The organism is Stenotrophomonas sp. LST15-1-1.1, assembly GCF_040815575.1.
GTDB lineage: Bacteria > Pseudomonadota > Gammaproteobacteria > Xanthomonadales > Xanthomonadaceae > Stenotrophomonas > Stenotrophomonas lactitubi_B.
This window is the reverse complement of sequence record NZ_JBFPNJ010000029.1, coordinates 33868-58434: the sequence shown is the minus strand read 5'-3', so window position 1 is coordinate 58434 and position 24567 is coordinate 33868. Positions and strand designations below refer to the sequence as shown.

General features: G+C 66.2%; 20 protein-coding genes. 8 read left to right on the top strand and 12 right to left on the bottom strand.

The window, feature by feature from the left end:
• Nucleotides 1–140: 140 nt before the first annotated feature.
• Nucleotides 141–1655 carry an acetyl-CoA hydrolase/transferase family protein gene (locus tag MRBLST15_RS12865; protein WP_229980891.1) on the top strand — a complete coding sequence of 505 codons (1515 nt, stop codon included), beginning with the start codon at nt 141–143 and terminating at the stop codon, nt 1653–1655.
• Between the two features lie 100 nt (nt 1656–1755).
• Here MRBLST15_RS12865 and hglS read toward each other — a convergent pair whose 3' ends face one another.
• The 9 genes from hglS to MRBLST15_RS12820 all read right to left on the bottom strand — a co-directional run bounded on the left by hglS (nt 1756) and on the right by MRBLST15_RS12820 (nt 13014).
• Complete coding sequence (gene hglS / locus MRBLST15_RS12860) at nt 1756–3117, bottom strand: 2-oxoadipate dioxygenase/decarboxylase HglS (RefSeq protein WP_367786106.1); 1362 nt, start codon at nt 3115–3117, stop codon at nt 1756–1758.
• A 119-nt stretch (nt 3118–3236) separates the two neighbouring features.
• Nucleotides 3237–3725, bottom strand: a complete 489-nt coding sequence (locus tag MRBLST15_RS12855; protein ID WP_367786104.1) for a hypothetical protein — start codon at nt 3723–3725, stop codon at nt 3237–3239.
• 31 nt (nt 3726–3756) lie between these two features.
• Nucleotides 3757–4509, bottom strand: coding sequence for an HAD family hydrolase (locus MRBLST15_RS12850; RefSeq protein ID WP_367786103.1), 753 nt, complete (start codon nt 4507–4509; stop codon nt 3757–3759).
• A gap of 97 nt (nt 4510–4606) precedes the next feature.
• Nucleotides 4607–5026 carry an EF-hand domain-containing protein gene (locus MRBLST15_RS12845; protein WP_100554560.1) on the bottom strand — a complete coding sequence of 140 codons (420 nt, stop codon included), beginning with the start codon at nt 5024–5026 and terminating at the stop codon, nt 4607–4609.
• A gap of 227 nt (nt 5027–5253) precedes the next feature.
• Nucleotides 5254–5625, bottom strand: a complete 372-nt coding sequence (locus MRBLST15_RS12840) for a hypothetical protein (RefSeq protein WP_367786101.1) — start codon at nt 5623–5625, stop codon at nt 5254–5256.
• 590 nt (nt 5626–6215) lie between these two features.
• A complete protein-coding gene (locus MRBLST15_RS12835; RefSeq protein WP_367786099.1) occupies nt 6216–6929 on the bottom strand; it encodes a M15 family metallopeptidase in 714 nt (237 codons plus the stop codon).
• On the bottom strand, nt 6862–8412 hold the full coding sequence (locus MRBLST15_RS12830) for a serine hydrolase (protein WP_367786097.1): 1551 nt from the start codon (nt 8410–8412) through the stop codon (nt 6862–6864). The genes MRBLST15_RS12835 and MRBLST15_RS12830 overlap by 68 nt, the downstream gene beginning before the upstream one ends.
• A 55-nt stretch (nt 8413–8467) precedes the next feature.
• The gene (locus MRBLST15_RS12825; protein ID WP_367786095.1) at nt 8468–11491 is read right to left on the bottom strand and encodes a TonB-dependent receptor; all 3024 of its coding nucleotides are present in this window, start codon (nt 11489–11491) and stop codon (nt 8468–8470) included.
• A gap of 50 nt (nt 11492–11541) precedes the next feature.
• Nucleotides 11542–13014, bottom strand: coding sequence for a transglutaminase-like domain-containing protein (locus tag MRBLST15_RS12820; protein ID WP_367786093.1), 1473 nt, complete (start codon nt 13012–13014; stop codon nt 11542–11544).
• A 132-nt stretch (nt 13015–13146) separates the two neighbouring features.
• On the opposite strand from MRBLST15_RS12820, the gene MRBLST15_RS12815 reads away from it, so the two are divergent.
• From MRBLST15_RS12815 to MRBLST15_RS12790, 6 genes are all read left to right on the top strand, one after another.
• The gene (locus MRBLST15_RS12815; RefSeq protein WP_367786091.1) at nt 13147–14592 is read left to right on the top strand and encodes an SH3 domain-containing protein; all 1446 of its coding nucleotides are present in this window, start codon (nt 13147–13149) and stop codon (nt 14590–14592) included.
• On the top strand, nt 14593–15687 hold the full coding sequence (locus tag MRBLST15_RS12810) for a dipeptide epimerase (protein WP_089238266.1): 1095 nt from the start codon (nt 14593–14595) through the stop codon (nt 15685–15687).
• A 547-nt stretch (nt 15688–16234) separates the two neighbouring features.
• The gene (locus tag MRBLST15_RS12805) at nt 16235–17083 is read left to right on the top strand and encodes a MurR/RpiR family transcriptional regulator (protein WP_205406179.1); all 849 of its coding nucleotides are present in this window, start codon (nt 16235–16237) and stop codon (nt 17081–17083) included.
• 12 nt (nt 17084–17095) lie between these two features.
• The gene (locus MRBLST15_RS12800; protein WP_367786089.1) at nt 17096–17860 is read left to right on the top strand and encodes a L,D-transpeptidase family protein; all 765 of its coding nucleotides are present in this window, start codon (nt 17096–17098) and stop codon (nt 17858–17860) included.
• A complete protein-coding gene (locus MRBLST15_RS12795) occupies nt 17857–19158 on the top strand; it encodes an APC family permease (RefSeq protein WP_367786087.1) in 1302 nt (433 codons plus the stop codon). The genes MRBLST15_RS12800 and MRBLST15_RS12795 overlap by 4 nt, the downstream gene beginning before the upstream one ends.
• An 82-nt stretch (nt 19159–19240) precedes the next feature.
• Complete coding sequence (locus MRBLST15_RS12790; protein WP_180167649.1) at nt 19241–19573, top strand: hypothetical protein; 333 nt, start codon at nt 19241–19243, stop codon at nt 19571–19573.
• Nucleotides 19574–19680: 107 nt separating this feature from the next.
• Here MRBLST15_RS12790 and yiaA read toward each other — a convergent pair whose 3' ends face one another.
• The gene (gene yiaA, locus MRBLST15_RS12785; RefSeq protein ID WP_099821353.1) at nt 19681–20133 is read right to left on the bottom strand and encodes an inner membrane protein YiaA; all 453 of its coding nucleotides are present in this window, start codon (nt 20131–20133) and stop codon (nt 19681–19683) included.
• 171 nt (nt 20134–20304) lie between these two features.
• On the opposite strand from yiaA, the gene MRBLST15_RS12780 reads away from it, so the two are divergent.
• On the top strand, nt 20305–21468 hold the full coding sequence (locus MRBLST15_RS12780) for a PQQ-dependent sugar dehydrogenase (protein WP_265951925.1): 1164 nt from the start codon (nt 20305–20307) through the stop codon (nt 21466–21468).
• Nucleotides 21469–21538: 70 nt separating this feature from the next.
• Here MRBLST15_RS12780 and MRBLST15_RS12775 read toward each other — a convergent pair whose 3' ends face one another.
• On the bottom strand, nt 21539–22129 hold the full coding sequence (locus MRBLST15_RS12775) for a hypothetical protein (RefSeq protein ID WP_367786084.1): 591 nt from the start codon (nt 22127–22129) through the stop codon (nt 21539–21541).
• A 139-nt stretch (nt 22130–22268) separates the two neighbouring features.
• Nucleotides 22269–24443, bottom strand: a complete 2175-nt coding sequence (locus MRBLST15_RS12770; RefSeq protein ID WP_367786082.1) for a glycoside hydrolase family 3 N-terminal domain-containing protein — start codon at nt 24441–24443, stop codon at nt 22269–22271.
• Between the last annotated feature and the right edge of the window lie 124 nt (nt 24444–24567).

Genomic DNA, 24567 nt, shown 5'->3' with positions numbered 1-24567 from the left:
GTACTTTGCACGCTGCACTGCAAAACAAAACCGGCGGGTATGGGAGAGGCGTTCGCGGAAACGCCATTCCACGAAGGTAGAACCCCCCGTACGGCAGGGGATGGCCGATAATCGGGATTCCCCCCAGAAACGCTGTCGTCATGACTGTTGATCGCATCGCCAACGCGCGTCTTCGTGACCGCGTGGTCTCCGCCGAGGCCGCAGCCGCGCTGATCCAGCCCGGTGAAACCGTGGCCATGAGCGGCTTTACCGGCTCCGGTTACCCCAAGGCTGTTCCCGTTGAACTGGCCCGCCGCATCGAATCGGTGCATGCCCAGGGCCTGCCCTTCCAGATCAGCCTGATGACCGGCGCTTCCACTGCGCCGGAACTGGATGGCGCGCTGGCCAAGGCCGATGGCATCGCCATGCGCATGCCGTTCCAGAGCGACCCGGATGCGCGCAACCGCATCAACGAGGGCAAGCTGGATTACATCGACATCCACCTCAGCCACGTCGCCCAGCACGTCTGGTTCGGCTTCTACGGCGAGATCGATACCGCCGTGATCGAGGTTTCGGCCATCCGCGAGGATGGTTCGCTGGTGCCGTCCACCTCGCTGGGCAACAACAAGACCTGGCTGGACCTGGCCAAGAAGGTGATCATCGAGGTCAACGAGTGGCAGCCGGCCGGCGTCGATGGCATGCATGACATCTACTACGGCACCGCGCTGCCGCCGCACCGCAAGCCGATTCCGCTGGTCAATGCCAACGACCGCATCGGCGAGACCGCGCTGCGCTGCGACCCGGACAAGATCGTGGCGGTGGTGCGCACCAACGGCCCGGACCGCAACAGCCCGTTCAGCCCGATCGATGCGACCAGCGAGCAGATCGCCGCGCACCTGATCGAGTTCCTGCAGCACGAGGTGAAGCGCGGCCGCCTGCCGGCCAACCTGCTGCCGCTGCAGTCGGGCGTGGGCAACATCCCCAACGCCGTGCTGGCCGGCCTGGCCAAGAGCGGTTTCCGTGACCTGGCCGCGTTCACCGAAGTGATCCAGGACGGCATGCTCGACCTGCTGCGCGACGGCGTGCTGAGCTATGCCTCGTGCACCGGTTTCGCACTGAGCCCGCAGGCCAACGAGACGTTCAAGGAAAACATCGATTTCTACCGCGAGCGCATCATCATGCGCACGCAGGAAATCTCCAACCATCCGGAACTGGTGCGCCGCCTCGGCTGCATCGGCATGAACGGCATGATCGAAGTGGACCTCTACGGCAACGTCAATTCGACGCACGTGATGGGCACGCGGATCATGAACGGAATCGGCGGTTCCGGCGACTTCGCGCGCAATGGTTTCCTGTCCGCGTTCCTGAGCCCGTCGACGGCGAAGAACGGCACCATTTCGGCGATCGTGCCGATGGCCAGCCACGTCGACCACACCGAGCACGACGTGTCGGTGATCGTGACCGAACAGGGCCTGGCCGATCTGCGTGGCCTGACCCCGCGCAAGCGCGCGCAGGTGCTGATCGACAACTGCGCGCACCCGGATTTCCGCGCGCAGCTGCAGGACTACTTCGACCGCGCCAGCCGCGAGAGTTACGGCAAGCACACCCCGCATCTGCTGCCGGAGGCGCTGTCGTGGCACCAGCGGTGGCTGGATACGGGCACGATGAAGGGCTGACGCCCGCTTCTGTGGAGCCGAGCATGGCTCGGCTCTACAAATGGCAGCACCGCAACATCCCTGTAGAGCCGAGCCCATGCTCGGCTCCGCGGCACGCGGCTTATCCGCGCAGCGCCGCCAGCGATTCGGCCTGGATGCGCTCGTAGATCTCGAACTCATCATTCACGGCAGTGCCCAGCGCCTGCTCGAAGGCTTCGCGATTGGCATGGGCGGCGTACGCGCGCTGCTCGCCACCGCCCAGGTTCGACTGGAAGATGCCGGCTGCACTGACCGGCAGGAAGTCCTCGTAGACGATCGGATCAGCCGTGGCCAAGCCCGCTGCAACCAGTACTTCGGCCGGCAGGTCGGCCACGCGTTCCGGTGCGGCGCGGCCCGCGTCGGTCAGCTGGTAGCGGTAGTAGCCCAGGCCTTCCTGGCGCAGGGTGTCGTGGTCATCCGGGAAACTGGCGAACACCGCCTGCAGGCGCTGGCCGTAGTCGCCACCGGTGCTGCCCGCGCCGCCGGCATCGCGCGCCTGCGTCAACAGCTGGTCGTACAGCGCGCGGCCCTTGGCGGTCAGTGCCAGGCCGCGCTGCTCGATCTCGCCGAAGCGCGCGGTATGGGTGCCGGCGTCGCCACCCTCGTTGTCCGGGAAATGCACGGCTTCTTCCAATGCCTTGAAGCTGGTCTGCCGCAGCAGGATCGGGCAGGCACGACGCGGCGGGCCCTCGATCACCGCCTTGGCGGCCATGCCGTGCTCGATCATCGCCACCTGTGCAGCATCGATGTCCAGCGTGCGCGGAGTCAGATGATTGATGTGCGGGCCACGGAAGCTGACCACATCTGCCACCAGCCGGTGCGCCTTGTGCAGGGCGTGGTAGGTCGGCAGATCCACGGTGGCGTCGCCATGCCAGCGGAAGGTTTCCAGCGCCTGTTCGACGAAGCGCTCGGCATCGGCCTGGGTCAGGCCACCGTCACGCTCGGCCTGCTCGATCAGCGCCAGCGCGTCGTCGGTGAAGATGCGGCGGCGGGCGAGAATCTCGGCCGACTGCGCACGCAGCACCTCGTCTTCGATCAGCTCCAGGCGCAGCAGCGAGGTGAACACGCGGAACGGATTCAGTGCCAACGCAGCGGCGGTCAGCGGGCGGAAGGCGGTGGAATGCACCGGCACGCCGGCCACCGACAGATCGTAGTAGCCCACCGGGTACATGCCCATCACCGCGAACAAGCGGCGCAGGGTCGCCAGTTCCTGCGGGGTGCCGACGCGGATCGCGCCATGGCGTTCTTCGTCCAGGCGGGCGCGCTCGTCGTTGCGCAGCAGCTGCGCGGCCAGCGCCGGGTCCTGCGCCAGGACCTGCGTGTTGATCCGCTCCACCAGTTCCACCAGCGTGCCGTACAGCGGCACTTCGGTGCGGTACATGCGGGACATGGCCTGGGCGAACAGGCGGCGGATCACATCAGGCGAAACGAAAGAGGCGCTCATCAGTCACTCGATTACGGGAACGGGGAACGGCGAGAACCCGTATTGTCGCCGGAGTGCGCGGCGGCGGCGATACGCAGAGCAACATGAAGAACATCGGTAGCGCCGGGCATGGCCCGGCGCTACCTGCCCAGCTGGCGCTTCAGCGTCGCATCCAGGGTGATCGGCCGGTCCCAGTGCTCGTAACTGGCGACGATGGCGTGGCGCACGGCCCGGTAGTGCAGGTTCTGCGGCTTGGCCGGCATCCGCTTCACCACCTCGGCCCAGCCGCCCTCCGGATCCTGGCTGAAGGCGCGCACGCTGTCGCGGCAGGTCTGGCCACTGGCCTTGGCCCAGAAGCAGGCGAAGTAGATGTCACCGGCCTGCCACTGGTGGGTGGTGGCCAGCGCGGCGATGTAGCCGCGCGGTACACCGGCGTAGCGTGATACCTCGTCGAGGAAGGCATCGGGGTAACGCTCGGCGTAGTGGTTGATGTCGGCCAGCTGGGTGTCGACCCAGGCGTCGCCGGTATCCACCTCGTAGGTCGCCGAACGTTCGGCGGTCTGCTGGGCCAGCACGATGGCCGGCGCCAGCAGCAGGGACAACAGCAGCGCGCGCAGTGGCAGTTTCATGACCCGATTCTGCCGCAGCGGGCGCGCCGTGTCAGGCCGCGGCAGCGGCCTTGGCCTCGATCGTCGCCAGGGCGGCCGGCCAGTCCCAGGCGGTATGGGCGTTGACCATGCGCGGTTCGTCGTCGGCCACGCCGTGCTGGGTCTCGTGCGCCCAGGTCACCGCGTACGGGGTATGGATGCCCCAGCCGCCGAGGGTGATCACCGGTTCGATATCCGAGCGCAGCGAGTTGCCGACCATCACGAACTGCTGCATCGGCAGGTCGAATTCGGCCAGCACGCGGGCATAGGTTTCCGGGTCCTTCTCGGACACGATCTCGATGCGCGGGAACAGGTCCGCCAGCGCCGCCACCTTGATCTTGGCTTCCTGGTGGAACAGATCGCCCTTGGTGATCAGCACCACCGGGTACTGCGCGGCGATGGCCGCCACCGACTCGCGTACGCCGTCGATCAGTTCAACCGGATGGCGCAGGGTGTCATGGCCAATGTCGAGGATGCGCTGGATGTCCTTGGCCTCGATGCGCTGCGAGGTGATTTCGATGGCCGCCTCGATCATCGACAGCGTCATGCTCTTCACCCCGTAGCCGAACACGCCGAGGTGGCGCTGCTGCACTTCCAGCAAGTGGCGGGCGGTCTGGGTGTCATGGACGTCGATGTAGCGCGACAGCAGGTCCAGGTAATCCTGCTCGGCCTTGCGGTAGTAGTCCTCGCTCTTCCACAGCGTGTCGTCACCGTCAAAACCGACCAGGCCGATGGCGCGCGAGGGCGCAGGCGTGGAGGTGTTCATCGCCCTAGGATACAGGCGCTGCGATGACGAAAAAATCCCGGGTGGCCGAAGCCACCCGGGTTGCCCATGCACCGGTTGTCCCGAATTCAACCGTGGATCAGCGGCCCTGGCCTGCGGCCGTGCCACCGGCGCCGGCACCGGCCTGCTGGGCGGCCACGTAGGCCTTGTACTCGTCGGCGCTCAACTGACCGTCCTTGTTGGCATCGGCCTGGTCGAACACCTGCGCAAGGCCCGCATTCACCTGTGCTTCGCTCTTGCTGATGGTGCCGTTGCCATCGGTATCGATGCTGGCCCAGGTCTGGCCACCGCCGTTGGCCTGGGCCGATGCTGCCGCGGCCGCATCGGTCGCCTGGTCGGCCGCCTGGCCTGCCTGTGCCGCCGCCTGCTGGGCCTGCGCCGCTTCGTTCTGTGCATGCGCGGCCTGCTGCTTGGCCGACTGCGCCATCGCCGGGATGGCCAACACGCTGCCGGCGGCGACGATCAGGGCGATCAGGGGCTTGCGGTTGCGAATAGTCATCTGGGGTGTCTCCTGAAGGGTGGTAGTGCGCGGTCGTTGTCTCCGCACGGCACCTACCCTGCCACCGCGTTTCTGAATCGATTTTGCGCGGCGATCCACGCCAACACGCATGGTTAACCACTCACGCAGAGGCATGCGTTAGCGCGGTGGTTAGTGCGAAGTGAGCAGGGAGTAAGACGAGCATTCAGCGCTATCGGATTTAACCGGCAGCGAACGAAAAACCCGCGTCAGTCGACGGTTTTTTCCGATGACCGCGAACTGAACAACACCCACCCCAATGCAACACCGGAGAGCGCACCGGCGATTTCCAGCACCACGCGGCTGCCCAGTTCGTTCGGATCGTGGATGGTGGACAGGAACAGGCGCGCATACAGCGGCGACTCCAGCCGCACGATGCCCATGTAGAACAGCTTCCAGGCGTCGATGCCGGCAGAGACGATCACCGCGATGACGCACGACCAGCCGATCACATGGCCCACGGTCCAGTGCAGCAGCCGGCACAGGTGGTGCCACAGGAAATACACCAGCAGGCCGACCAGCAGGGCGATGAGGCCCGCTTCGAGCGTACCAAGCAGGCCGAAATGCAGAGGAAGGTTCATCGGGCGGGGACGCAGGAGAAGGCGGCCAGTGTAAGGGTATCGGCAGGGCTTGCAGCCCTGCACCCGCAGATGCCGAAGCAACGGCAACAGCGGGCGTTCCGTGGGATGGCGGGGCGGTGTCGGATTGCGGGGACGCCGTAAACCCATCCATGGGGGCTTGGCAGCCGCATCCATGCGGCTGACACCCCGCAATCCGACACCGCCCCACCTCTGACAGATTCCCGCGATCGGGTAGATCCACGCCATGCGTGGATGGATCTCCATCGAAATCGAATATCTCGACAATTGATCGAAGAGCATCCACGCATGGCGTGGGTCTACGTGTCGACCAAGGTCGACACCCACCAAGCGCAGGCCATGCCATTCCGACAGATCGAGGAAATCTGTCGAAGGCGGGGTGGGTCCGGTTGCGGGGGTGTAAGCGCCATGGATGGCGCGCCCAAGCCTACAGGGACGTATTCACGGCGTCCCCCGCAACCGGACCCACCCCGCCATCCCACGGAATGCCAGCTTCTGCTGTTGCTGTTGCTGTTGCTGTTGCTCTGGCTTGAGGCCTCGGCGGGTGCAGGGCGCAGCCCTGCCGCCAACCCCTACCGCACTGGCACGTCGTAGGCGGTACCGGCATCCGGCTCGGGTTGCAGCGTGTAATGCCACCACTCCTGCGCATAGTTGGCGAAACCGCGCCGTGCCATCGCCTGCACCAGCTGCTGGCGGTTGGCGTTCTGTGCATCACTCAACCCCGGCGTCTGCGTATGCGCGCGCGGTCCGAAGAAATCGAAGTCGGTGCCCATGTCCATCGGCGTACAGCGCCCGCTGCGGCAATCCAGCAGGCTCAGATCGACGGTGGCACCGCGGCTGTGGCCGGAACGCTCGGCGATGTAGCCGTCGCTCAGCAGCTGCGGCTTGTCCAGATCGGGATACTGCAGCGCCTTGCGCGACTGTTCCTGCGGATCGTTCACCCAGGCCATGAACGCCTGCACCGCGCGCACCGGGCGGTAGCAGTCGTAGAGGCGCAGCGCGAAACCCTGCGTGCGCAGGTCCGCCTCCACAGCGGCCAACGCCTTTGCCACCGGCGCCAGCAGATAGCATGCAGGCGCCTCATAACCGGGCACGGGCGCAGCGGTGAAGTTGTTGCCACCGGCATAGCGGATGTCCATCTCGATGCGCGGTGACAGCGTGCGGATCTCCACCAGCCCCGCCGCAGTGGCGTCGGTGGCGGGCGAGATGCGTGGTGGCTCAGCGGCGTGGGCCGTCGGTGCCAGGGCAATCGCCAGTACGAGTGAAATGCAGGTCCTGGAAGTCATAGCTGAAGTCGATCTCCGGATCGATGGCGCGCAGCTCCAGCGTCGGCGTGTCTGCACCGGGATTCAGCCACGCCTGCGCCGAGGGTTCCAGCGTATCCCACTGCAACAGCCAGCGCCCTTCCAGCCGCTTCACTGTTGCCTGCAGCGTGGGCGACTTGTCCACGCTGAAGCGCAGGCCATTGCCGGTGGGACACAGTGATGCCGCGCCCAGCCAGGGATCGCGGTAACGCCCCTGCCACTGCGACAGATCGGTGGCGGCGGCCGGTTGCGCAGCCCGGGTGGAGGGCGCGCGACTCCCGGTGGCGGCGCGCACGGCCCGTTCGGCGGCCAGCTCAGCCAGGTAGTACCCCACATGTTGCGCGTCTTCCGGCGCGGTGAACTGTTTCAGCGCCGACTGCATCAGCGCGGTACGCGCGTCTTCGGCCTCGCCGTTGATCAGCATCACCACACCGACCTTGCGATCCGGCAGCAGCGCCAGCGAGGAATACATGCCCGACAGTGTCCCGGTGTGCGCGACCTTCCACTGCCCGTCCATGTCCGACACCCGCCAGCCCAGCCCATAACCGTAGAAGCGGGCGTTGTCCCAGTCGCGTTGGCGTTCGCCCAACGGCATCGGCATGTGCAGTGTCCACAGCATGCGGCGTTGCTCGGCACCCAACCACGTCGGCGCCAGCGACGGGTCCAGCAGCACCTGCATCCAGCGCGTCATGTCGCGCAGCGAACAACGGATGCCACCAGCTGCCATCGACGTCAGGTCGGGGCTGAGCGTTCCATCCGCACCGACCACCACGTTGCGGCCGTCGCGCCGCACATGCGGTTGGGCGACATTGCCGACCTGCTCCACCGACCATGCGCCCACCTGGCAGCGGGTCATGCCCAACGGTTCAAACACCTGCTCGCGCATCAACTGGTCATACGGCTTGCCACCGGCGGCCGCGGCCACCTCACCGGCAACGACGTACATCAGGTTGTCGTAGGCGTAGCCGCTGCGGAAGCTGGTGACCGGCTTCAGGTGTGCCAGCCCGGCGATGACATCGCTGCGGGTGAAGGCATTGGGCTCAGGCCACAGCATCAGGTCACCGGCACCCAGGCCGAGGCCACTGTTGTGGATCAGCAGATCGCGTACCTGCAGGTGTTCGCCCACCCACGGGTCATGCATGCGGAACGCCGGCAGGTGACGCTGCACCGGATCATCCCAATGCAGCTTTCCCTGTTCCACCAGCGTGGCCAGCAGCGCGGCGGTCATCGCCTTGCTGTTGGAGGCGATCTTGAACAGCGTGTCCTCGTCGATGCGGCCGCCGTCGCCGCGCACCCCTTCGGTGTGGCGATAGACCACCTGGCCATCCTCGACCACCGCCATCGCCAGCCCCGGCAGGTGCTCGTGCTGGTCCACGAAGGCGATGTCGGCATCCAGGCGTGCGCTGTCCACCGCCTGTGCAGGGGCGGCGGCAAGCAGCGCGGCGAAGGTCAGCAGGCGATACACGGCCGGTCTCCATTGGCAGCGCCGGGCAACGCCCGGCACTGCACATCCTCGTCGATCAGAAGTTCCAGGTCACCACCAGCTGGGTGTAGCGCGGGGCCTGCCAACGGGTACCGGTGGCGAAGGTGTTCTCGCGGTACTGGCCAGGCTGCGCTTCGTAGCGCTGGTGCACGTTGATGGTCTTCTGGTTGTTGAAGATGTTGTACACCGACAGTCGGGCACTCAGGTCGATGCCCTCCACCGGCAGGCGCCAGGTCACGTTCGCCCCCATGGTCCAGGTCCACGGCAGCCGACCGAAAGCACCACGCGGGCTGTATTCGAACTGGCGCTTGTCATACGGGCCGGAGCAGTTGGCCACGCACAGCCAGCCGGTGCCACCACCACTGCCTTCACTGGACGTGCTGCCGCCGGCAATCGAATCGTTCGGCCACATCACGCCATAGGCGGTGATCGGTCCGCCGGACTGCACCTGCAACGTGGTGCCGAACGACCACTGCTTGTTCAGTGCATACGCAGCACGCAGCTTGAACTGGTGACGGAAGTCGTTGAACAGCACGCCGTAACGTTCGTTGGTGGCCGGGTGATCCCAGAACTGGACCATGCCGGTGTCGCCATAGTTGGTATCGGAGTTCACCGGCCCTTCGAAATTGCCCTCGCTCTTGGACCACAGGTAGGACGCGTTGAGCATCCACTTCTCGTCCCACGCGCGGTCGATCTGGAATTCCAGCGCCTTGTAGGTCCGCTTGGGCTTGGAATAACCGATCACCTCGCCGCTGCCACCCTTGCGATAGCCGCTGTTGGCGGTGTCGATGGTGATCCAGCCTTCGTTGGCGCAGCCGATGCTCTTGTCGCCCCAGATCGTCAGGCTCTCGCCCGGGTTTGCGATCGGCCACAACGTGCTCGGCGTCGGTCCGCAAGGGGTGTAGTTGATGCGGATGTCATCCAGTGCGCGGGTCATGCGCCGGTAGGTCGCGTTGACGCCCCACGACCAGGCCTGGTTGATCATGTTCTGGAAACCGAGGATGTACTCGTCCTGGTAGACCGCCTTCAGGTCCTTGTCCACGCTCTGCCGCAGGTCGGCACCCCCGGTGTTCATGCGGGTGTCGGTCGGCCCGATCTGCTGGCCGATGACCGGTGCCATGTACGCCGAACCGGTGGGCGAAGTTTTCCGTTCCCAGCCCTCAAGCACGTAGTAGCTGTACTCGTCGGTCAGGCCGCCGGCGAAGTTGACGTTGATGTTGTTGGTCACCGGCAGGTAGTAACGACCCGCGTTGCCGAACAGCTTGGTGCTGCCATCGCCCTTCATGTCCCACGAGAAGCCCACGCGCGGCGCGATCAGATCGTCCATCTTGATGAACGCCTTGCCGGCGGCGGTGCGGTTTTCGAAGCGGTCCCAGCGCACGCCCAGGTTCAGCATCAGGTTGGGGGTGATGTTCCAGATGTCTTCCAGATAGAAGGCATTGGCTTCGGTCTCGAACTTGCCGCCGGACTGCCGGTTGCGCGCGCGCAGCATCTCGGTGACACCGGCCGGCACGTAGGCATTGGCGCCGTCCCACACCTCATCCCCGGGACGCGCCACGTAAGCGGTGTAGCTCAAGGCGGTCGGCCCGGGATAGCGGGTGGTCTGGTCGGTGGTCATCAGCTCGCGGTCGACGCCGAAGCGCAGCAGGTGATCCCCCAGCTGCCATTCGAAGTCCAGGCGCGCCACGTCGCGGGTGTCATCACGTTCGGCCACGGCCGTGCCGGTCGGATGGCAGCCGGCGCGCAGGCCCTGCAGCTTGGACAGACGGGTGCCATAGGTGCTGTCGGTGAACACCGGGCTGCAGGCCTGGTCCAGCGACGAGTTGGTGAACGCGCGCTGGTTGTTCTGGCCGACCATCGCGCGGGCAGTGAAGTTCTGTCCGAAGTGGCCGGTGTAGGTGGCTGACCAGTTCTTGCCGCCGGTTTCGGTGATCGAGTCACCGCCCCAACCGCCAATGCGGTTGTCATCCCAGTCGTAGGCATAGGACGCGTTGGTGACATCGCCCTCATCGGAGAACGCCAGCAGCGCCAGGCTGTGGTTGTCATTGATGTTCCAGTCCAGCTTGGTGCCCCAGAAGCCATTGCCGGTCTTGTTCTTGAACCAGGTGCTGCCATCGGACGAGGTGTTGTGGCCGCGGTCGTTGCGGTCCTCGTACATGGCGAACAGGAACAGCTTGTCCTTGATGATCGGCCCAGAGCCCCAGACGTTGGTTTTCAGGAACGAGTTGTTGTCGCGGCTGCCGTAGGAATGCGGCGTACCGTCGCGATGGAAGTGGTCGCCGCCGCTTGAGCGCCCCGCGCTGGGCTCGGCAGTGACTTCCACACCGCCCTTGAACTCGTTGCTGCCCGAGCGGGTGACCGCATTGATCACGCCACCGGTGGAACGGCCAAACTCGACCGAGTAGCCGCCGGTCTTGACCTGGAATTCATTGAAGAAGGCGAACGGGGCCGTGCTGAAGCCGCGGCGCGTGTACATGTCGGTGACGTTGAGGCCGTTGATGAAGACCGCGTTCTCGGCCACCGAGGAACCGGCGAAGGACAGGCCGCCGAACGAGGAGTTGCCGCCGACCACGCCCGGTGCCATCAGCGCGACAGCGGACAGATCCTGTGCCACCGGCAGCCGTGAAATCTCCTGCCGGTTGATGTTGAATGAGGTCTCGGTGGAATAGACGTCCACCCGGTTGATCACGCGGGTACCGACCACCTGCAGCGCATCGAGGTTGGTGACGCCGCCACCACTGGCCAGGTTGACGGTGGTGGTGCCACCGACAGCGACGCTGACCGCCACCTGTTCGCCCAGCGTCTGGCCATCGCGGCTGAGCTGCAGCCGGTAGTCACCCACCGGCAGCTGGCCAAGGCGGTAGCTGCCATCGGCACCGACGGTGACCGTCCGGCTCAGACCGGTGCCGGTATTGACGACGGTGATCTGGTCGCCCGCAGTCGCGCGGCCGGCAACGGCACCGGACACGTTCTGGGCCATGGCCGTGGTGGGCAGCATGACGCCCAGGCACGTCCCGAGGGCGACGCACAAGGCCGCCCGCTTGATGTTGTAAGCCTTCATCCCCTGCTCTCTCCTGCAAGAATTGAATGGTGGTGGGGTGGTGTGTCGCGCTAGCGTTGCCCGGCTGGCAGTACCCGCCACTGGAAGTCGTAGCTCCATTGGTCGAAGTACAGGTTGCCGCCTGACCACTCGGCCTCGCCGCGCTGCGAGTCGACCGTTTCCGAGCGGTAGTGCTGTTTGGCCGGCACGAAGGCCTGGCCGAAATCGTCGTTGAAAGCGATGCGGTAGCCATCGAGGCCACCCAGGTAGAAATCACGCAGCGCGGGCGTGTCGCTGGCCAGAGCACCGGTGGTCACATCCATCGGCACCCAGCCATACGGCGCCAGGTAGACCTGGCCCCAGTCGTGCAGGTTGTTGTAGCCGCTGCCATCGTCGGAAAACACCATGCCCGACTGCCAGCGCGCGGGAATGCCGTTCATGCGCAGCAGGGCGATCAGCAGCAGGGTCTGCTGCCCGCAATCGGCGTGGCCGGCACGCAGCGCGTAGTCGCTGATGTTGCTGATCGTCGAGTACTCTCGCGCCCCCGCCCACGGAATGCGGTCGACCGCCGCGAACAGCCTGCGTACCACTTCATACGGGCGTGTCTCGCCCTGCAGCACCTGGTCGGAGAACAGCTTCAAAGCTGGGGTGAAGCGTATGTGCGGCAGCTGCTCGGCCAGATAGGGCTTCAACGCGGGATCATCCGGCGTGGCCTGCACCTTCGTCGCATCAATTGCCGTGTGGCGCGCGAAGATCGTCACCGCATAGCGGATTTCAAAGCGCGTCGGCTGGCCAGCCACGGCCTTGGCTTCCAGATAGACAGTGCGCTGCTGGGTGCTGGCCGGGGCGATGCGCGCTTTGCCCTGTGCACTGCCGATCCACTGCACGCGCTCCTGCTGGCCAGGAATCTCGCGTGGGTACGGAATCCAGGCACGAATGGTTTCGCCGGCCGGTACGTTGTCGGCCTTGACCGTCAACGACTGGGTGAATTCGATGCGCTGCGGCAGTACGGATGCCGTGCCGCCCCGTTCGGCGGCAGCAACCACACGCACGTGGTGTGCATTGAGCACTTCATTCGGGCCGGGCGGTGGCATCGGTGCATCTGCCCGACGACGCGCACGCGCCTCGTCACTGAGCAGGAACAGGTTCGACGGTGCGCGCTTGAAGTACCAGCGCGTGCCGTCGATATCGACGTGCTCGATCAGGCCCTGCTGATCCCAGCGCGCGAACTCTTCGTCGGTCAGCTCGGGAATCCAGCGACGCACGGCGGCCTTGGCTGCGGCTTCGTCGAGGGAAAAATCCAGACGGATGCGGCGCATGCGCTCGCGCTGGAATGCACTTTCGGCAGCATCGCTTCCGGTCGCCAGCAGCGCATTGGCATCGCTGAAGCGACCGCTGTCGACCAGGTCGATCACCTGCGTTTGGCGCGCACGCTGCTCGCTGCCGCGTCCCTCTGCCGCCTGCGTGGCCGGCGCCCACAGCAGCAGCGCGGCGCATAGTCCGGCAGCGACAGGCAGAGACGGTTTGCGAACGGCAGGATCCACAGCGACACTTCCCAAGCGCGGGTGGTAACGGCTGTGTAACACGGGCCGGGGGACCGGTCAATAATTTATTCTTGCTTTCGCGGCCGAAAGGAATAAATATTCCAACAAGCTTTCGAGGAGGGTGTGCAGCGCATGATCCTGGCTTCCCGCGAACCACGTCGGCACTGGCCGCGCAGGTTGACCCTGGCGCTGGCCCTGGGCCTGCTGGCCACGCCCGCATTCACCCAGGCGGCCACGCCTGCACCCGACCCCGGCGTCCCGCTGCCCTACGTGATCGGCCTGCATGAGGCCTACCTCACCCCGGACTACTGGGCGGCACGCCTGGACAACGCCGACGCACCGATCCTCGACCGCGCGCAGATCCAGGCGCAGAACGCGCGGATGCGTGCCCAGGACAGCCACATCCAGGACATCGCCGCGCTGCCGGCACAGCTCAGCGCCACGCAGGTGCGCGACAGCATCGACGCGCTTTCGAGCTGGCCCAAGCGAGCGCTGTACGACGAGAAGGGCCAGGCCATCGCCCCAGGCCTGCGCACCGCGATCGAAGCCAACCGTGGCCTCGATGCGGTTCCTTCGCAGATCGCACCGACGTACGGGCTGGTGGTGAAGCGTGCCGCGCTGCGTACCTTCCCGACCCGCCAGCGTGTTTTCAGCACCGTCGGCGATACCGATATCGACCGCTTCCAGGAGTCGGCGCTGTTCCCCGGTGACAAGGTCGCCGTCGTCCACCGCAGTGCCGATGGCCGCTGGTTGTTCGTGCACAGCGAACGCTACAGCGCGTGGATCGAAGCCGATGCCGTGGCCAGCGGTGACAAGGCCACGGTGCTCGGCTACGGCGCGAAGGGGCCGTACCGCATCGTCACCGGTGCCACCGCGCAGACCACGTACACACCGGAAGAGCCGCGCGTTTCGCGCCTGCAGCTGGACATGGGCGTGCGCCTGCCGGTGTTGGCCGACTGGCCTGCCGCCGAACCGGTGAACGGGCAACAGGCACACGCCTCGTGGGTGGTGCAGCTGCCGGTGCGCGAGGCCGATGGCCGCCTGCGCCTGGTGCCGGCGCTGCTGCCGCGCTCGCAGGACACCGCCGCCGACTACCTGCCGCTGACCCCGCGCCTGCTGCTGCAGCAATCGTTCAAGTTCCTCGGCGAGCGCTACGGCTGGGGCCACGACTACGACACCCGCGACTGCAGTGGATTCGTGTCGGAGATCTATCGCAGCTTCGGCGTACTGCTGCCGCGCAATACCAGCGCACAGGCGATCAGCCCCGCGCTGGACCGCCTGCCGTTCACCACCAAGGACAGCAAGGCCGCGCGCGACCGCGCCGTCACCGACCTGCAGGTGGGTGATCTGGTCTACATCCCCGGCCATGTGATGATGGCCATCGGCCACGTCGACGGTCGCACCTGGGTGATCCACGATACCGCGGGCGGCAGCTGGTTCGGCGCCGACGGCAAGCGTGTGCAGGCCCATCTCAATGGTGTTTCGGTCACGCCGCTGGAGCCGATGATGGCCAGCGACAGCGTCCGCTACATCGACCGCATCACCAACATCCAACGCCTGCGTGCCAAGAACCCCTGAATGAAGATCACTGCCATCGAACTGGGCATGCTGCGCGTGCCGCTGAAAACACCGTTCAAGACCGCGCTGCGCACCGTGGAGACCGTGGAAGACGTGGTGGTGCTGATCCGCACCGATACCGGCCACACCGGCTACGGCGAGGCACCGGCCACCGCGGTCATCACCGGTGACACGCACGGCTCGATCATCGAAGCGATCCGCCACTTCATCGCCCCGCGCCTGATCGGCCAGGAGGTGGTCAACCTCAACCGCCTGTGCACGCTGGTGCAGACCGCGATGGAGCGCAACACCAGCGCCAAGGCAGCGGTGGAAATCGCGCTCTACGATCTGTGGGCGCAGCTGCATGGCGCACCGCTGTACCAGATGCTGGGTGGCGGCGACCCGGTGATCACCACCGACATCACCATCAGCGTGGACTACATCGACAAGATGGTGGCCGATTCGCTGTCGGCGATCGAACGCGGCTTCGAGTCGCTGAAGATCAAGGTCGGCAAGGACATCGGCGTGGACATCGAGCGGGTCAAGGCGATCCACGCCGCAGTGGAAGGTCGTGCGCTGCTGCGCCTGGACGCCAACCAGGGCTGGACCGCCAAGCAGGCCGTGCATGCGATGCGCACGCTGGAAGAAGCTGGCGTGGTGCTGGAGCTGCTGGAACAACCGGTCAAGGCCGCCGACATCAGCGGCCTGAAGTACGTGACCGACCGGGTCAACACCCCGGTGATGGCCGACGAGAGCGTGTTCAGCCCCAGCCAGGTAATGGACCTGATCCAGCAGCGCGCCGCCGACATCATCAACATCAAGCTGATGAAGACCGGCGGCCTGTCCAACGCGATCCGCATCGCCGACATCGCCGGCATCTACGGCGTGCCGTGCATGATCGGCTGCATGATCGAATCGAGCATCAGCGTGGCGGCGGCAGTGCATCTGGCGGTGGCCAAGAGCGATGTGATCACCAAGGTCGATCTGGATGGCCCGTCGCTGGGGCAGTTCGATCCGGTCAGCGGCGGCGTGCGCTTCAACGAGTCGGAGATCAGCATCAGCGATGTGCCGGGGCTGGGTATCACCGAAGTGCGGGGGCTGGAGATGCTGGGTTGATTTCTGCCTTGCCGCTGGCCTGGCGTACAACTGACTTTTGGTCGGGCGTTACTTTTCTTTTCGCGAAAAGAAAAGTAACCAAAAGAAACGCTCCGCCGGCCGCGAGCCGGCGCTGCGCGCCGGTTCCCTGCGCTCCTCAGCCCGTCGAGGGACGGCGCGGGAACTCGCTGCGCTCAGACACCCGCGCCTCTTCGCCCTCGCCGGACCTGCGGTGCTCGGCTCGCTTGAAGGCGGACTCAACGTCAAAGGCAACATCTGCACCCCGTAGATCCACGCCATGCGTGGATGCTCCTGCTCCTGCTTCTGCCCTACCCCGCATCCTCTTCGCGGCTGGCACGCGCGCGATCTGTCCGGGGTCGGGCGGGTGGGATTTGCTGGGGTGTCCGCGCCTTGGGCCCGAGGCATGCCTCGGGCGGGTTGGGCAGGGCGGCCAAGCCTACACGGACGTACTTGCGGCGTCCCCTGCAAACCCCACCCGCCCAACCCAACCCATGACAAGCTCTACGCGACCAACCGCAACGCGCCTACACATGCCTGGACGCCCCGCATGCCGCCCCTGCTGAAGATCCGCACCGAGCGCGGGCAGATGTCGGCCATCGAACGCCGCATCGCCGACTTCATCCTCGACAACGCGCACCTGCTGCGCGACTACTCCTCGCAACAGCTGGCCAGTGCCCTGGGCATCAGCCAGTCCAGCGTGGTCAAGTTCAGCCAGAAGCTCGGCTTCAAGGGCTACCCGGACCTGAAGTACTCCATCGGCGAGGACGTCGCCCGTGCCGGTGCCGATCCGCAGCAGGCGCCGGCCGCTCCGGACATCAGCGATGACTACCTGCGCCTGGGTGACGCCCTGCACCGCAGCAAGGCGCAGGCCGAGGAAGAAACCCGCCAGGCCAACCCGCGCGAGGAAATCGAGCGCATCGTGCAGCTGCTCGACGGCGCGCCGAAGTTGTTTGTCCACGGCCTGGGTGACGACGGCCTGTACGCCCGTGAATTCGCCATGCGGCTGTCGCTGCTCGGCCTGCTGGTGGTGCCGCATACCGATCCGATCCTGATGCTGGCCAACCTGTCCGCGGCGCGTCCGGGCGATGTGCTGTTGATGTTCTCCGAGTTCGGCAACCTGCCACAGCTGTCACAGCTCTCGCGCCAGTTCCAGGACATGGGCGGCAAGGTGGTGTCGATCACCCGCCACACCGCAAACCCGCTGCGCGCGCATGCCGATGCGGCGCTGGTGGTGTGCGCGCACGACCGCGCGCCGCAGGTGGCGCAGCTGCTGTACCGTAGCGCCATGCACGCCCTGCTCGATTTCCTGTTCGTGCTGCTCTGCCACGCCAATCCGGATCGCCAGCAGCAGCTGGCGGTGAACCTGGAACGGATCGATCACCTGCTGGATTCCTGACCGGAGCGCCCGATGAACCTGCTGCTGGCCCGCCTTGCATCCGCCGCGCTGCTGCTCGCGGCTGCCGTCACTGTCCATGCTGCCCCGCTGGATGAGGCACGCCAATTGATCGTCGTCACCAGCGACAACTGGGACAGCACGCAGGGACAGCTGCAGGCCTTCGTGCGCGACGGCAAGCAATGGCGCAAGCACGGCCAGTCGTTCCCGGTTGCGCTGGGTCGCACCGGTAGTGCCTGGGGCCTGGGCCTGCATCCTGCCCAGGCCGACGGTCCGCAGAAACAGGAAGGGGACGGTCGCAGTCCGGCCGGCGTGTTCGCGCTGGGCAGCGCGTTCGGTTATGCCGTCACCCGGCCCGGCACGGCGATGACCTACCAGCCGATGTTCGAGAGCAGCTACTGCATGGACGTACCGGCGTCGCCGTTCTACAACCGCATCGTCGATGCCAGGAAGGTCGGCAGTACCGCCATCACCGGCTCCACCGAACCGATGCGGCTGGACCTGCACAACAAGGGCGACGTGCGTTACCAGGAAGGCTTCGTGATCGCGCACAACCCGGACAACCAACCCGGGAAGGGCAGCTGCATCTTCGCCCATCTGTGGCGCCAGCCCGGTGAGGCCACCGCCGGCTGCACCGCGATGCCACAGGCGCGCATGCAGGCATTGCTGGACTGGCTGCGCCCACAGGACACACCGCGTTTCGTGCTGTTGCCACGCGCCGAATACCAGCGCCTGCAGGCGCAGTGGAAACTGCCCGCGCTTGAAGGAGCCGCACCTTGAGCACCGCCGACGAACCACAACTGCAACGCGCAGTCAGCCGCTGGCAGATCGTCGGCCTGTCGATCAACGATGTGGTCGGCAGCGGCATCTACCTGCTGCCGGCGGCCACGGTCGCCCTGCTCGGCCCCTTCAGCCTGTGGGGTGTGGTCGCTGCCGGCGTCGTCGTCGCCCTGCTGGTGCTGTGCTACGCGCAGGCGGCCAGCTATTTCGATGAACCCGGTGGCAGCTATCTGTACGCGCGCGAAGCCTTTGGCCGCTTTGCCGGCTTCGAGATCGGCTGGATGATCTGGCTGACCCGCATCAGCTCCGCCGCAGCGCTCAGCAACGCGCTGGCCGATGCCGTGGCGCGGTTCTGGCCATGGGCAGGCGCAGGCATGGGCCGCATCGCGATCATCGTGGTCTCGCTCGGGTTCCTGACCGGGGTGAACATCATCGGCGTGCGTTCGGCCGCGCGTACCGGCATCGTGCTGGTGATCGGCAAGATGCTGCCGCTGCTGTTGTTCGTGGCCATCGGCGCGTTCTACATCGACCCGCACCTGGCGTTCTCCGGCCAGCGCCCGGACCCGCACGACCTGCAGCGCATGGGCGAGGCAGCGCTGTTGCTGCTGTATGCCTATGCCGGGTTCGAGAACATCCCAGCTGCGGCCGGCGAGTACCGCAACCCGCGCCGCGACATCCCGTTCGCGCTGATCACCATGATCGTCACCGTTACCGTGATCTACGCGGCGGTGCAGATCGTGGCGCAGGGCACGCTGCCCGGCCTGGCCAGCTCGGCCACGCCGCTGGCCGATGCCGCCTCCAGCTTCGGTGGTGAGGCGCTGGCGCTGATCCTCACCGTGGGCGCGACCATCTCCATCCTTGGCACCAACAGCAACACGATGATGATGGGCCCGCGCTTCCTGTTCGCGCTGGCCCGCGATGGCTACGGCCCGAAGGTGCTGGCGCAGGTGCACCCACGCTTCCGTACCCCGGCCGCAGCGATCTTCTGCCAGGGCCTGATCGCCCTCGGCCTGGCACTGTCCGGCTCGTTCGTGCAGCTGGCGCTGCTGTCGATGACCACGCGCCTGTTCGCCTACATTGGTACTGCAGCAGCGGTGTTGGTACTGGCCAAGCGCTATGCGGACCGCCCCGGCGCGCTGAAGCTGCCCGGTGGCCCGTTGATTCCGGTGCTGGCCCTGCTGCTGTGCGTGGCCCTGTTCGCCAGTGCCAGCTGGCAGAACATCGCCGCGGCGCTGGTCGCCTTCGCGGTTGGCGCGGTCATCTACAAGCTGCCGCGCAAGGACGCCAGCGCCGATTGACCTGCCGATCACGCTGCCGGCCCGACGCGTTAACCGGGCGACAGGCAGGATCAGGCTTCGTCCACCACGGAGCCTCCTGCCCATGAGCACTGATTACCAGATCCCCGGCCGCGTGCCGGAAGACGGAACCCCACGTCAGGCGGTTTCGGACTACTGGCGCGATCGCTATACCAGCGAGCCGTATTACGACAACCAGCTGTTCTTCGACGATTACGAGCCGGCGTACCAGATCGGCCACACGGCGCGCGCGCAGGACATGATCCGCGCATACGAAGAGATCGAAGGCGAGCTGGAATCGCGATGGGCGAAGGAGCGCGGCAAGAGCCGGCTGGAATGGGCGCAGGCGCGCAGCGCCGTGCGTCGCGGCTGGGAAGAAGCAGTGAACCTGGACCCGCACCGGAACAGCCGCGGATAACCATGCCCTGTAGAGCCGAGCCCATGCTCGGCTGTGTATCCAGAGTCGAGCCCGCTCGGCTGCCGATACACAGCAGCCGAGCGTGAGCTCGGCTCTATCTCCGTCCGTCAGTCCTGTTCCGGCAGCGGCGGAATCGACGAAGCGCGCTTGGGCTCGGCCGCATTCGCGGCAATCAAGTCGCGGGTATTCTTCTGCACCGCCACCGCGCCAAACAACGACAGCGCGAACGCCATGCCATAGAAACCCTTTTCGCTCAGCACCAGGGTGGCGTTCCACAGGCCGACCAGCAGCAGCAACAGCGCCGACAGCAGCGCGAACCAGCACAGTGCGTAGTACAGGCCGCTCACCGGAATGCTCTCGACGCGGTCGCGCACACTCTTCTGCAGCGATACCGCCGCGAACAGGCCGAACAGCAGCAGGGTCAGGTAATAGCCCTTTTCGTTCAGCGGCATTTCGGCATTGAACAGACCTACCAGGTAGGCCACTGCGCCCAGCAGCAGGGCCACCCACGAGGCGGCGATGAAGGCGGGCGAAGGTCGATGGATAAGGGGTGCGTTCATTGCAGTTCCTTGGCAGACAGGCGGGCATGCTTTGCCCGGGCGAGAACACCCTAGACGATCCGCGCCATGCCGCACAGGGGGTAGCAGGACCTTCGGGCCACGACCGTCACCCCGCCGGTGGTATACAAGGGAGAGCCTGGCCATCCGCATCCCCTTCCGCTGGAGATACCCATGACCCGCACACCTCTGCTGCTCGCACTCGGCCTGCTGCCGATCCTCGCCACTACCGCCTGCAATGCAGCCGGCCCTGATGCGACAGGTCAGAAGGCACCGGCAGCCGCCACCGCCAACGACCAACGCCCCTTCACCGCCACCGAGGTCAGCCGTTTCGACCAGCCGTGGGCGATGACCTTCCTGCCCGATGGCAGCCTGCTGGTGACCGAAAAGCGCGGCAAGCTGCAGCACCTCGACCTGGCCAGTGGCCAGAAGCATGAGATCACCGGTGTCCCCAAGGTCGCTTACGGCGGCCAGGGCGGTTTCGGTGACGTGATCCTGCATCCGGATTTCGCCCGCAACCACCTGGTCTACGTCAGCTACGCCGAGGAAGGCACGCTGGATACGCGCGGCGCGGCCGTGGCCCGTGCCACCCTCGCCCTCGACGCCAACGGCGGCGGCCAGCTGAAAGACCTGAAGGTGATCTGGCGGCAGACGCCGAAGGTCAGTGGCGAAGGCCACTACGGCCATCGCCTGGCCTTCGGCCCGGACGGCAAGCTGTGGATCAGTTCCAGCGAACGGCAGAAGTTCGATCCGGCGCAGGACATGAGCGGCAACCTGGGCAAGATCATCCGTCTCAACGACGACGGCAGCCTGCCGGCCGACAATCCGTTCGCCTCGCAGGGTGGCGTGGCCGCACAGGTATGGTCGCTGGGGCACCGCAATGTGCTGGGCATCGCCTTCGATGCCAACGGCAAGCTGTGGGCGCAGGAAATGGGCCCTGCCGGCGGCGACGAGCTGAACTTGATCGTGCGCGGTGCCAACTACGGCTACCCGATCGTGTCCAACGGCGACCATTACGATGGCCGTCCGATTCCCGACCACGACACCCGACCGGAATTCGCCGCACCGAAGGTGACCTGGAACCCGGTGATTTCCCCGGCCGGCCTGATGTTCTACAGCGGCAACCTGTTCCCGCAGTGGAAGGGCAGCGCCTTCATCGGTGGCCTGTCGTCCACCTCCCTGGTGCGCGTCAGCTTCGACGGCGACAACGCGCGTGAAGCCGAACGCTTCAACATGGGCGAGCGCATCCGCGAAGTCGAACAGGGCCCGGATGGCGCACTGTGGCTGCTGGAAGACGGCAGCAAGGCGCGGCTGCTGAAGCTCACGCCGAAGGCCTGATTGGCCGGGTTGCCGGACCGCGGCCGGCACTACCGAACTGCAACGGCCCCGCATGCGGGGCCGTCTGCTTTCATTGGATGGTAATGACCTTCACTTCCGTGCGCGTGCAGGCCTTGTCCAGGCACTGGCCGTTCAACCACACCTGGCCATCGCCGATCATCACGCCCTGCTGATTGACGAACACCTTGCCGAACTCCTGCGCGGACACCGCCTTGACCACCGCCGGGGTGATGATCTTTTCGTAGTTGCGCTGGAATTCACCGGGTCCGGTGATCTTCTTCCCACCACTGATGTTCAGTGGGAAACGCACTTCCTCAACCACGGCAGGACGGTCACCCGCGACCACGGCGGTCTTGAAGGCATTGAATACTTTTTCGTACTGCGCCGCATCGCCGAGCAGCGTCTCGATGCGCGCGCGGGCGTCGTCTGCTGCGGGCTCGGCCGGGCTGGGAGCGTTCGCCGGCGCCGCCGCCACATCCTTCGCGTGTTCCGCCGCAGCCTGCGGTGCCGCAACGGCATCGGGCGTGGTGCTGGCGGCCGCCTCGGCCGGCGTCGCACCGGTCATCGGCGGTGGCGCATCGGCAGCGGGCTCGGGCGGCGATGCTGGCTGCGAACAGGCCGCCAGCAGCAGGGCCGGGATCAGGAAAGCAATCGTACGCATGCGCGGTCTCCATCGACACAGGAAGTCCGATGGTAGCGCCGGGCAGCGCCCGGCGTGTTCGCCATGGGTGAGGACGCCGGGCATGGCCCGGCGCTACTCATTGCCAGTAGATCCACGCCATGCGTGGATGCTCTACCGATCAGGCCTTCAGCAGCTCGAACTGCACCGCCTCACCGGCCATCGACGAGGCACACACCCACACGTCGAACAGGCCCGGCTCAGCACGCAGCACGCCGTCGCGGCCGGTGAATGCCAGCTGCTCTCGGGTCAGGGTGAACACCACCTCGGTCGACTGGCCCGGCTGCAGGGCCACCTTGCGGAAGTCCTTCAGCTCACGCACCGGCCGCACACGGCTGGCCACGCGGTCATGGATGTACAGCTGCACCACTTCCTCGCCGGCCACGTTGCCGGTGTTGGTCAGCGTGGTGGTCAGGGTCAGGGTGTCGTCCCAGCCGACGCGCGCACTGCTCAGCTGCGGCACGCCGTAGGCGAAGGTGGTGTAACCGATGCCGTGGCCGAACGGGTACAGCGGCTCGTTGGGAATCTCGCGCCAGCGTGCCTTGAACTCCGACATCGTCGGCAGTTCCGGGCGGCCGGTGCGTGGGTGGTTGTAGAAGTACGGCTGCTGGCCGGACACCTGCGGGAAGCTGACCGGCAGGCGGCCGGACGGGCTGTAATCGCCGAACAGCACATCGGCCACGGCATGGCCGGTCTGCGTGCCCAGGTACCAGGTGATGGCCACGGCATGCGCATTGCGCACCGCGCCCTGCAGTGCAAGCGCGCGACCATTGCGCAGCAGCACCACCAGCGGCTTGCCGGTCATCGCCACCGCTTCGGCCAGCGCCTGCTGTGCCGGCGGCAGGGTGATCTCCACGCGCGACTGTGCCTCACCGCTGTAACGCTGCGGCTCGCCCAGCGCCAGCACCACCACGTCGGCACGCAGCGCAGCCGCCACGGCCGCTTCGGTGCCACCGGCAATGGCCACTTCCAGCTCGCAACCCGGCACCACTTCCAGCAGCGCATCATCGCCGATGGCCGCGCGCACGCCGGTTTCCAGGTCCACGTAACGCTGCTTGTCGCCGAACAGCGTCCAGCAGCCTTCGATGTTCTCGCGGTCCTGCACGAACGGGCCGATCAGCGCGATCTTCTGCCCGTTCTTCTGCAGCGGCAGCACGTTGTCACGGTTGTTCAGCAGCACGATCGAACGACGCGCGGCATCACGCGAAAGTTCGTCATGGGCGGCGATATGCGAAGTATCGGCTTCGCGCGCCGGGTCCAGCGAACGGTAAGGGTCGTCGAACAGGCCGATGGTTTCCTTCAGCCACAGGATGCGGCGAACGCCTTCATCCAGCACGCTCATCGGCACCTCGCCGCTCTCCACCAGGCCCGGCAGGTGCTCGGCGTAGAAACCGCTCTGCATGCTCAGGTCGAGGCCGGCGGTGAATGCCTTGGCAGTGGCATCGCGGTCGTCGGCGGCATAGCCGTGCGCGACCAGTTCCATGTCGGCGGTGTAGTCGGAGATCACCACGCCCGGGAACTTCCATTCACCGCGCAGGATGTCGGTCAGCAGCTCGGCGTTGGCGCTGGCCGGCACGCCGTTGATGTCGTTGAACGAGGACATCACGGTGATCGCGCCAGCGTCGAAGGCCGCCTTGAACGGCGGCAGGTGCACGTCGCGCAGGGTCTGCGGCGAGATGTCCACCATGTTGTATTCCATGCCGGCCATCACCGCGCCGTAGGCGGCGAAGTGCTTGGGCGTGGCCAGCAGCGAATCGGCGGCGCGCAGGTCGCCGCCCTGGAAGCCACGCACGCGGGCGGCAGCAAACGCACAGCCCAGTACGACGTCCTCACCGGCACCTTCGGCACCACGGCCCCAGCGCTGGTCGCGGGCGATGTCCACCGCCGGTGCGTAGGTCCAGTGCAGGCCGGCAGCGGTGGCTTCAACCGCGGTGGCACGCGCGGTGCGCTCGGCCAGGTCCGGCTCGAAGCTGGCCGCTTCGCCCAGCGGAATCGGGAACACGGTGCGCATGCCGTGGATGACGTCGGCAGCCAGGATCACCGGGATGCCGAGGCGGCTCTCCTCGGTAGCGACCTGCTGGATGCGGCGGCCGAGCTCGGCGCCGACACCGTTGAACAGCGAGCCGACCTTGCCCTCGCGCACCTGCTGCAGCACCTGGTCGGCATTGCGCACGTTGGCTTCCGGGTTCACGTCCGGGGCGAACGGGCGGACCATGTCCGCGAAGACACCCAGCTGGCCGACTTTTTCCTCGACGGTCATCTGGGCAATGAGGGATTCGATGCGATCGGAGGCCACCGGCAGTCCTTGATGAAAACGTTTACAAGCCCGGCATTCTAGCGATCCCGGACGATTTGGCGAGAGGTTTCGTCATTCAGTTTCAGCCACCAGCCGGATCCGTACGGTCCGGCCGGGGGCATCG

Excerpts from the sequence above, each read along its gene's own strand:
- MRBLST15_RS12810 (WP_089238266.1), top strand. The coding sequence starts at position 14,593 with ATGAAGATCACTGCCATCGAACTGGGCATGCTGCGCGTGCCGCTGAAA.
- MRBLST15_RS12780 (WP_265951925.1), top strand. The coding sequence starts at position 20,305 with ATGACCCGCACACCTCTGCTGCTCGCACTCGGCCTGCTGCCGATCCTC.
- MRBLST15_RS12815 (WP_367786091.1), top strand. The coding sequence starts at position 13,147 with ATGATCCTGGCTTCCCGCGAACCACGTCGGCACTGGCCGCGCAGGTTG.
- MRBLST15_RS12775 (WP_367786084.1), bottom strand. The coding sequence starts at position 22,129 with ATGCGTACGATTGCTTTCCTGATCCCGGCCCTGCTGCTGGCGGCCTGT.
- MRBLST15_RS12840 (WP_367786101.1), bottom strand. The coding sequence starts at position 5,625 with ATGAACCTTCCTCTGCATTTCGGCCTGCTTGGTACGCTCGAAGCGGGC.
- MRBLST15_RS12835 (WP_367786099.1), bottom strand. The coding sequence starts at position 6,929 with ATGACTTCCAGGACCTGCATTTCACTCGTACTGGCGATTGCCCTGGCA.
- MRBLST15_RS12825 (WP_367786095.1), bottom strand. The coding sequence starts at position 11,491 with ATGAAGGCTTACAACATCAAGCGGGCGGCCTTGTGCGTCGCCCTCGGG.
- MRBLST15_RS12800 (WP_367786089.1), top strand. The coding sequence starts at position 17,096 with ATGAACCTGCTGCTGGCCCGCCTTGCATCCGCCGCGCTGCTGCTCGCG.
- MRBLST15_RS12805 (WP_205406179.1), top strand. The coding sequence starts at position 16,235 with ATGCCGCCCCTGCTGAAGATCCGCACCGAGCGCGGGCAGATGTCGGCC.
- MRBLST15_RS12865 (WP_229980891.1), top strand. The coding sequence starts at position 141 with ATGACTGTTGATCGCATCGCCAACGCGCGTCTTCGTGACCGCGTGGTC.
- MRBLST15_RS12790 (WP_180167649.1), top strand. The coding sequence starts at position 19,241 with ATGAGCACTGATTACCAGATCCCCGGCCGCGTGCCGGAAGACGGAACC.
- MRBLST15_RS12845 (WP_100554560.1), bottom strand. The coding sequence starts at position 5,026 with ATGACTATTCGCAACCGCAAGCCCCTGATCGCCCTGATCGTCGCCGCC.
- MRBLST15_RS12850 (WP_367786103.1), bottom strand. The coding sequence starts at position 4,509 with ATGAACACCTCCACGCCTGCGCCCTCGCGCGCCATCGGCCTGGTCGGT.
- hglS (WP_367786106.1), bottom strand. The coding sequence starts at position 3,117 with ATGAGCGCCTCTTTCGTTTCGCCTGATGTGATCCGCCGCCTGTTCGCC.
- MRBLST15_RS12855 (WP_367786104.1), bottom strand. The coding sequence starts at position 3,725 with ATGAAACTGCCACTGCGCGCGCTGCTGTTGTCCCTGCTGCTGGCGCCG.
- yiaA (WP_099821353.1), bottom strand. The coding sequence starts at position 20,133 with ATGAACGCACCCCTTATCCATCGACCTTCGCCCGCCTTCATCGCCGCC.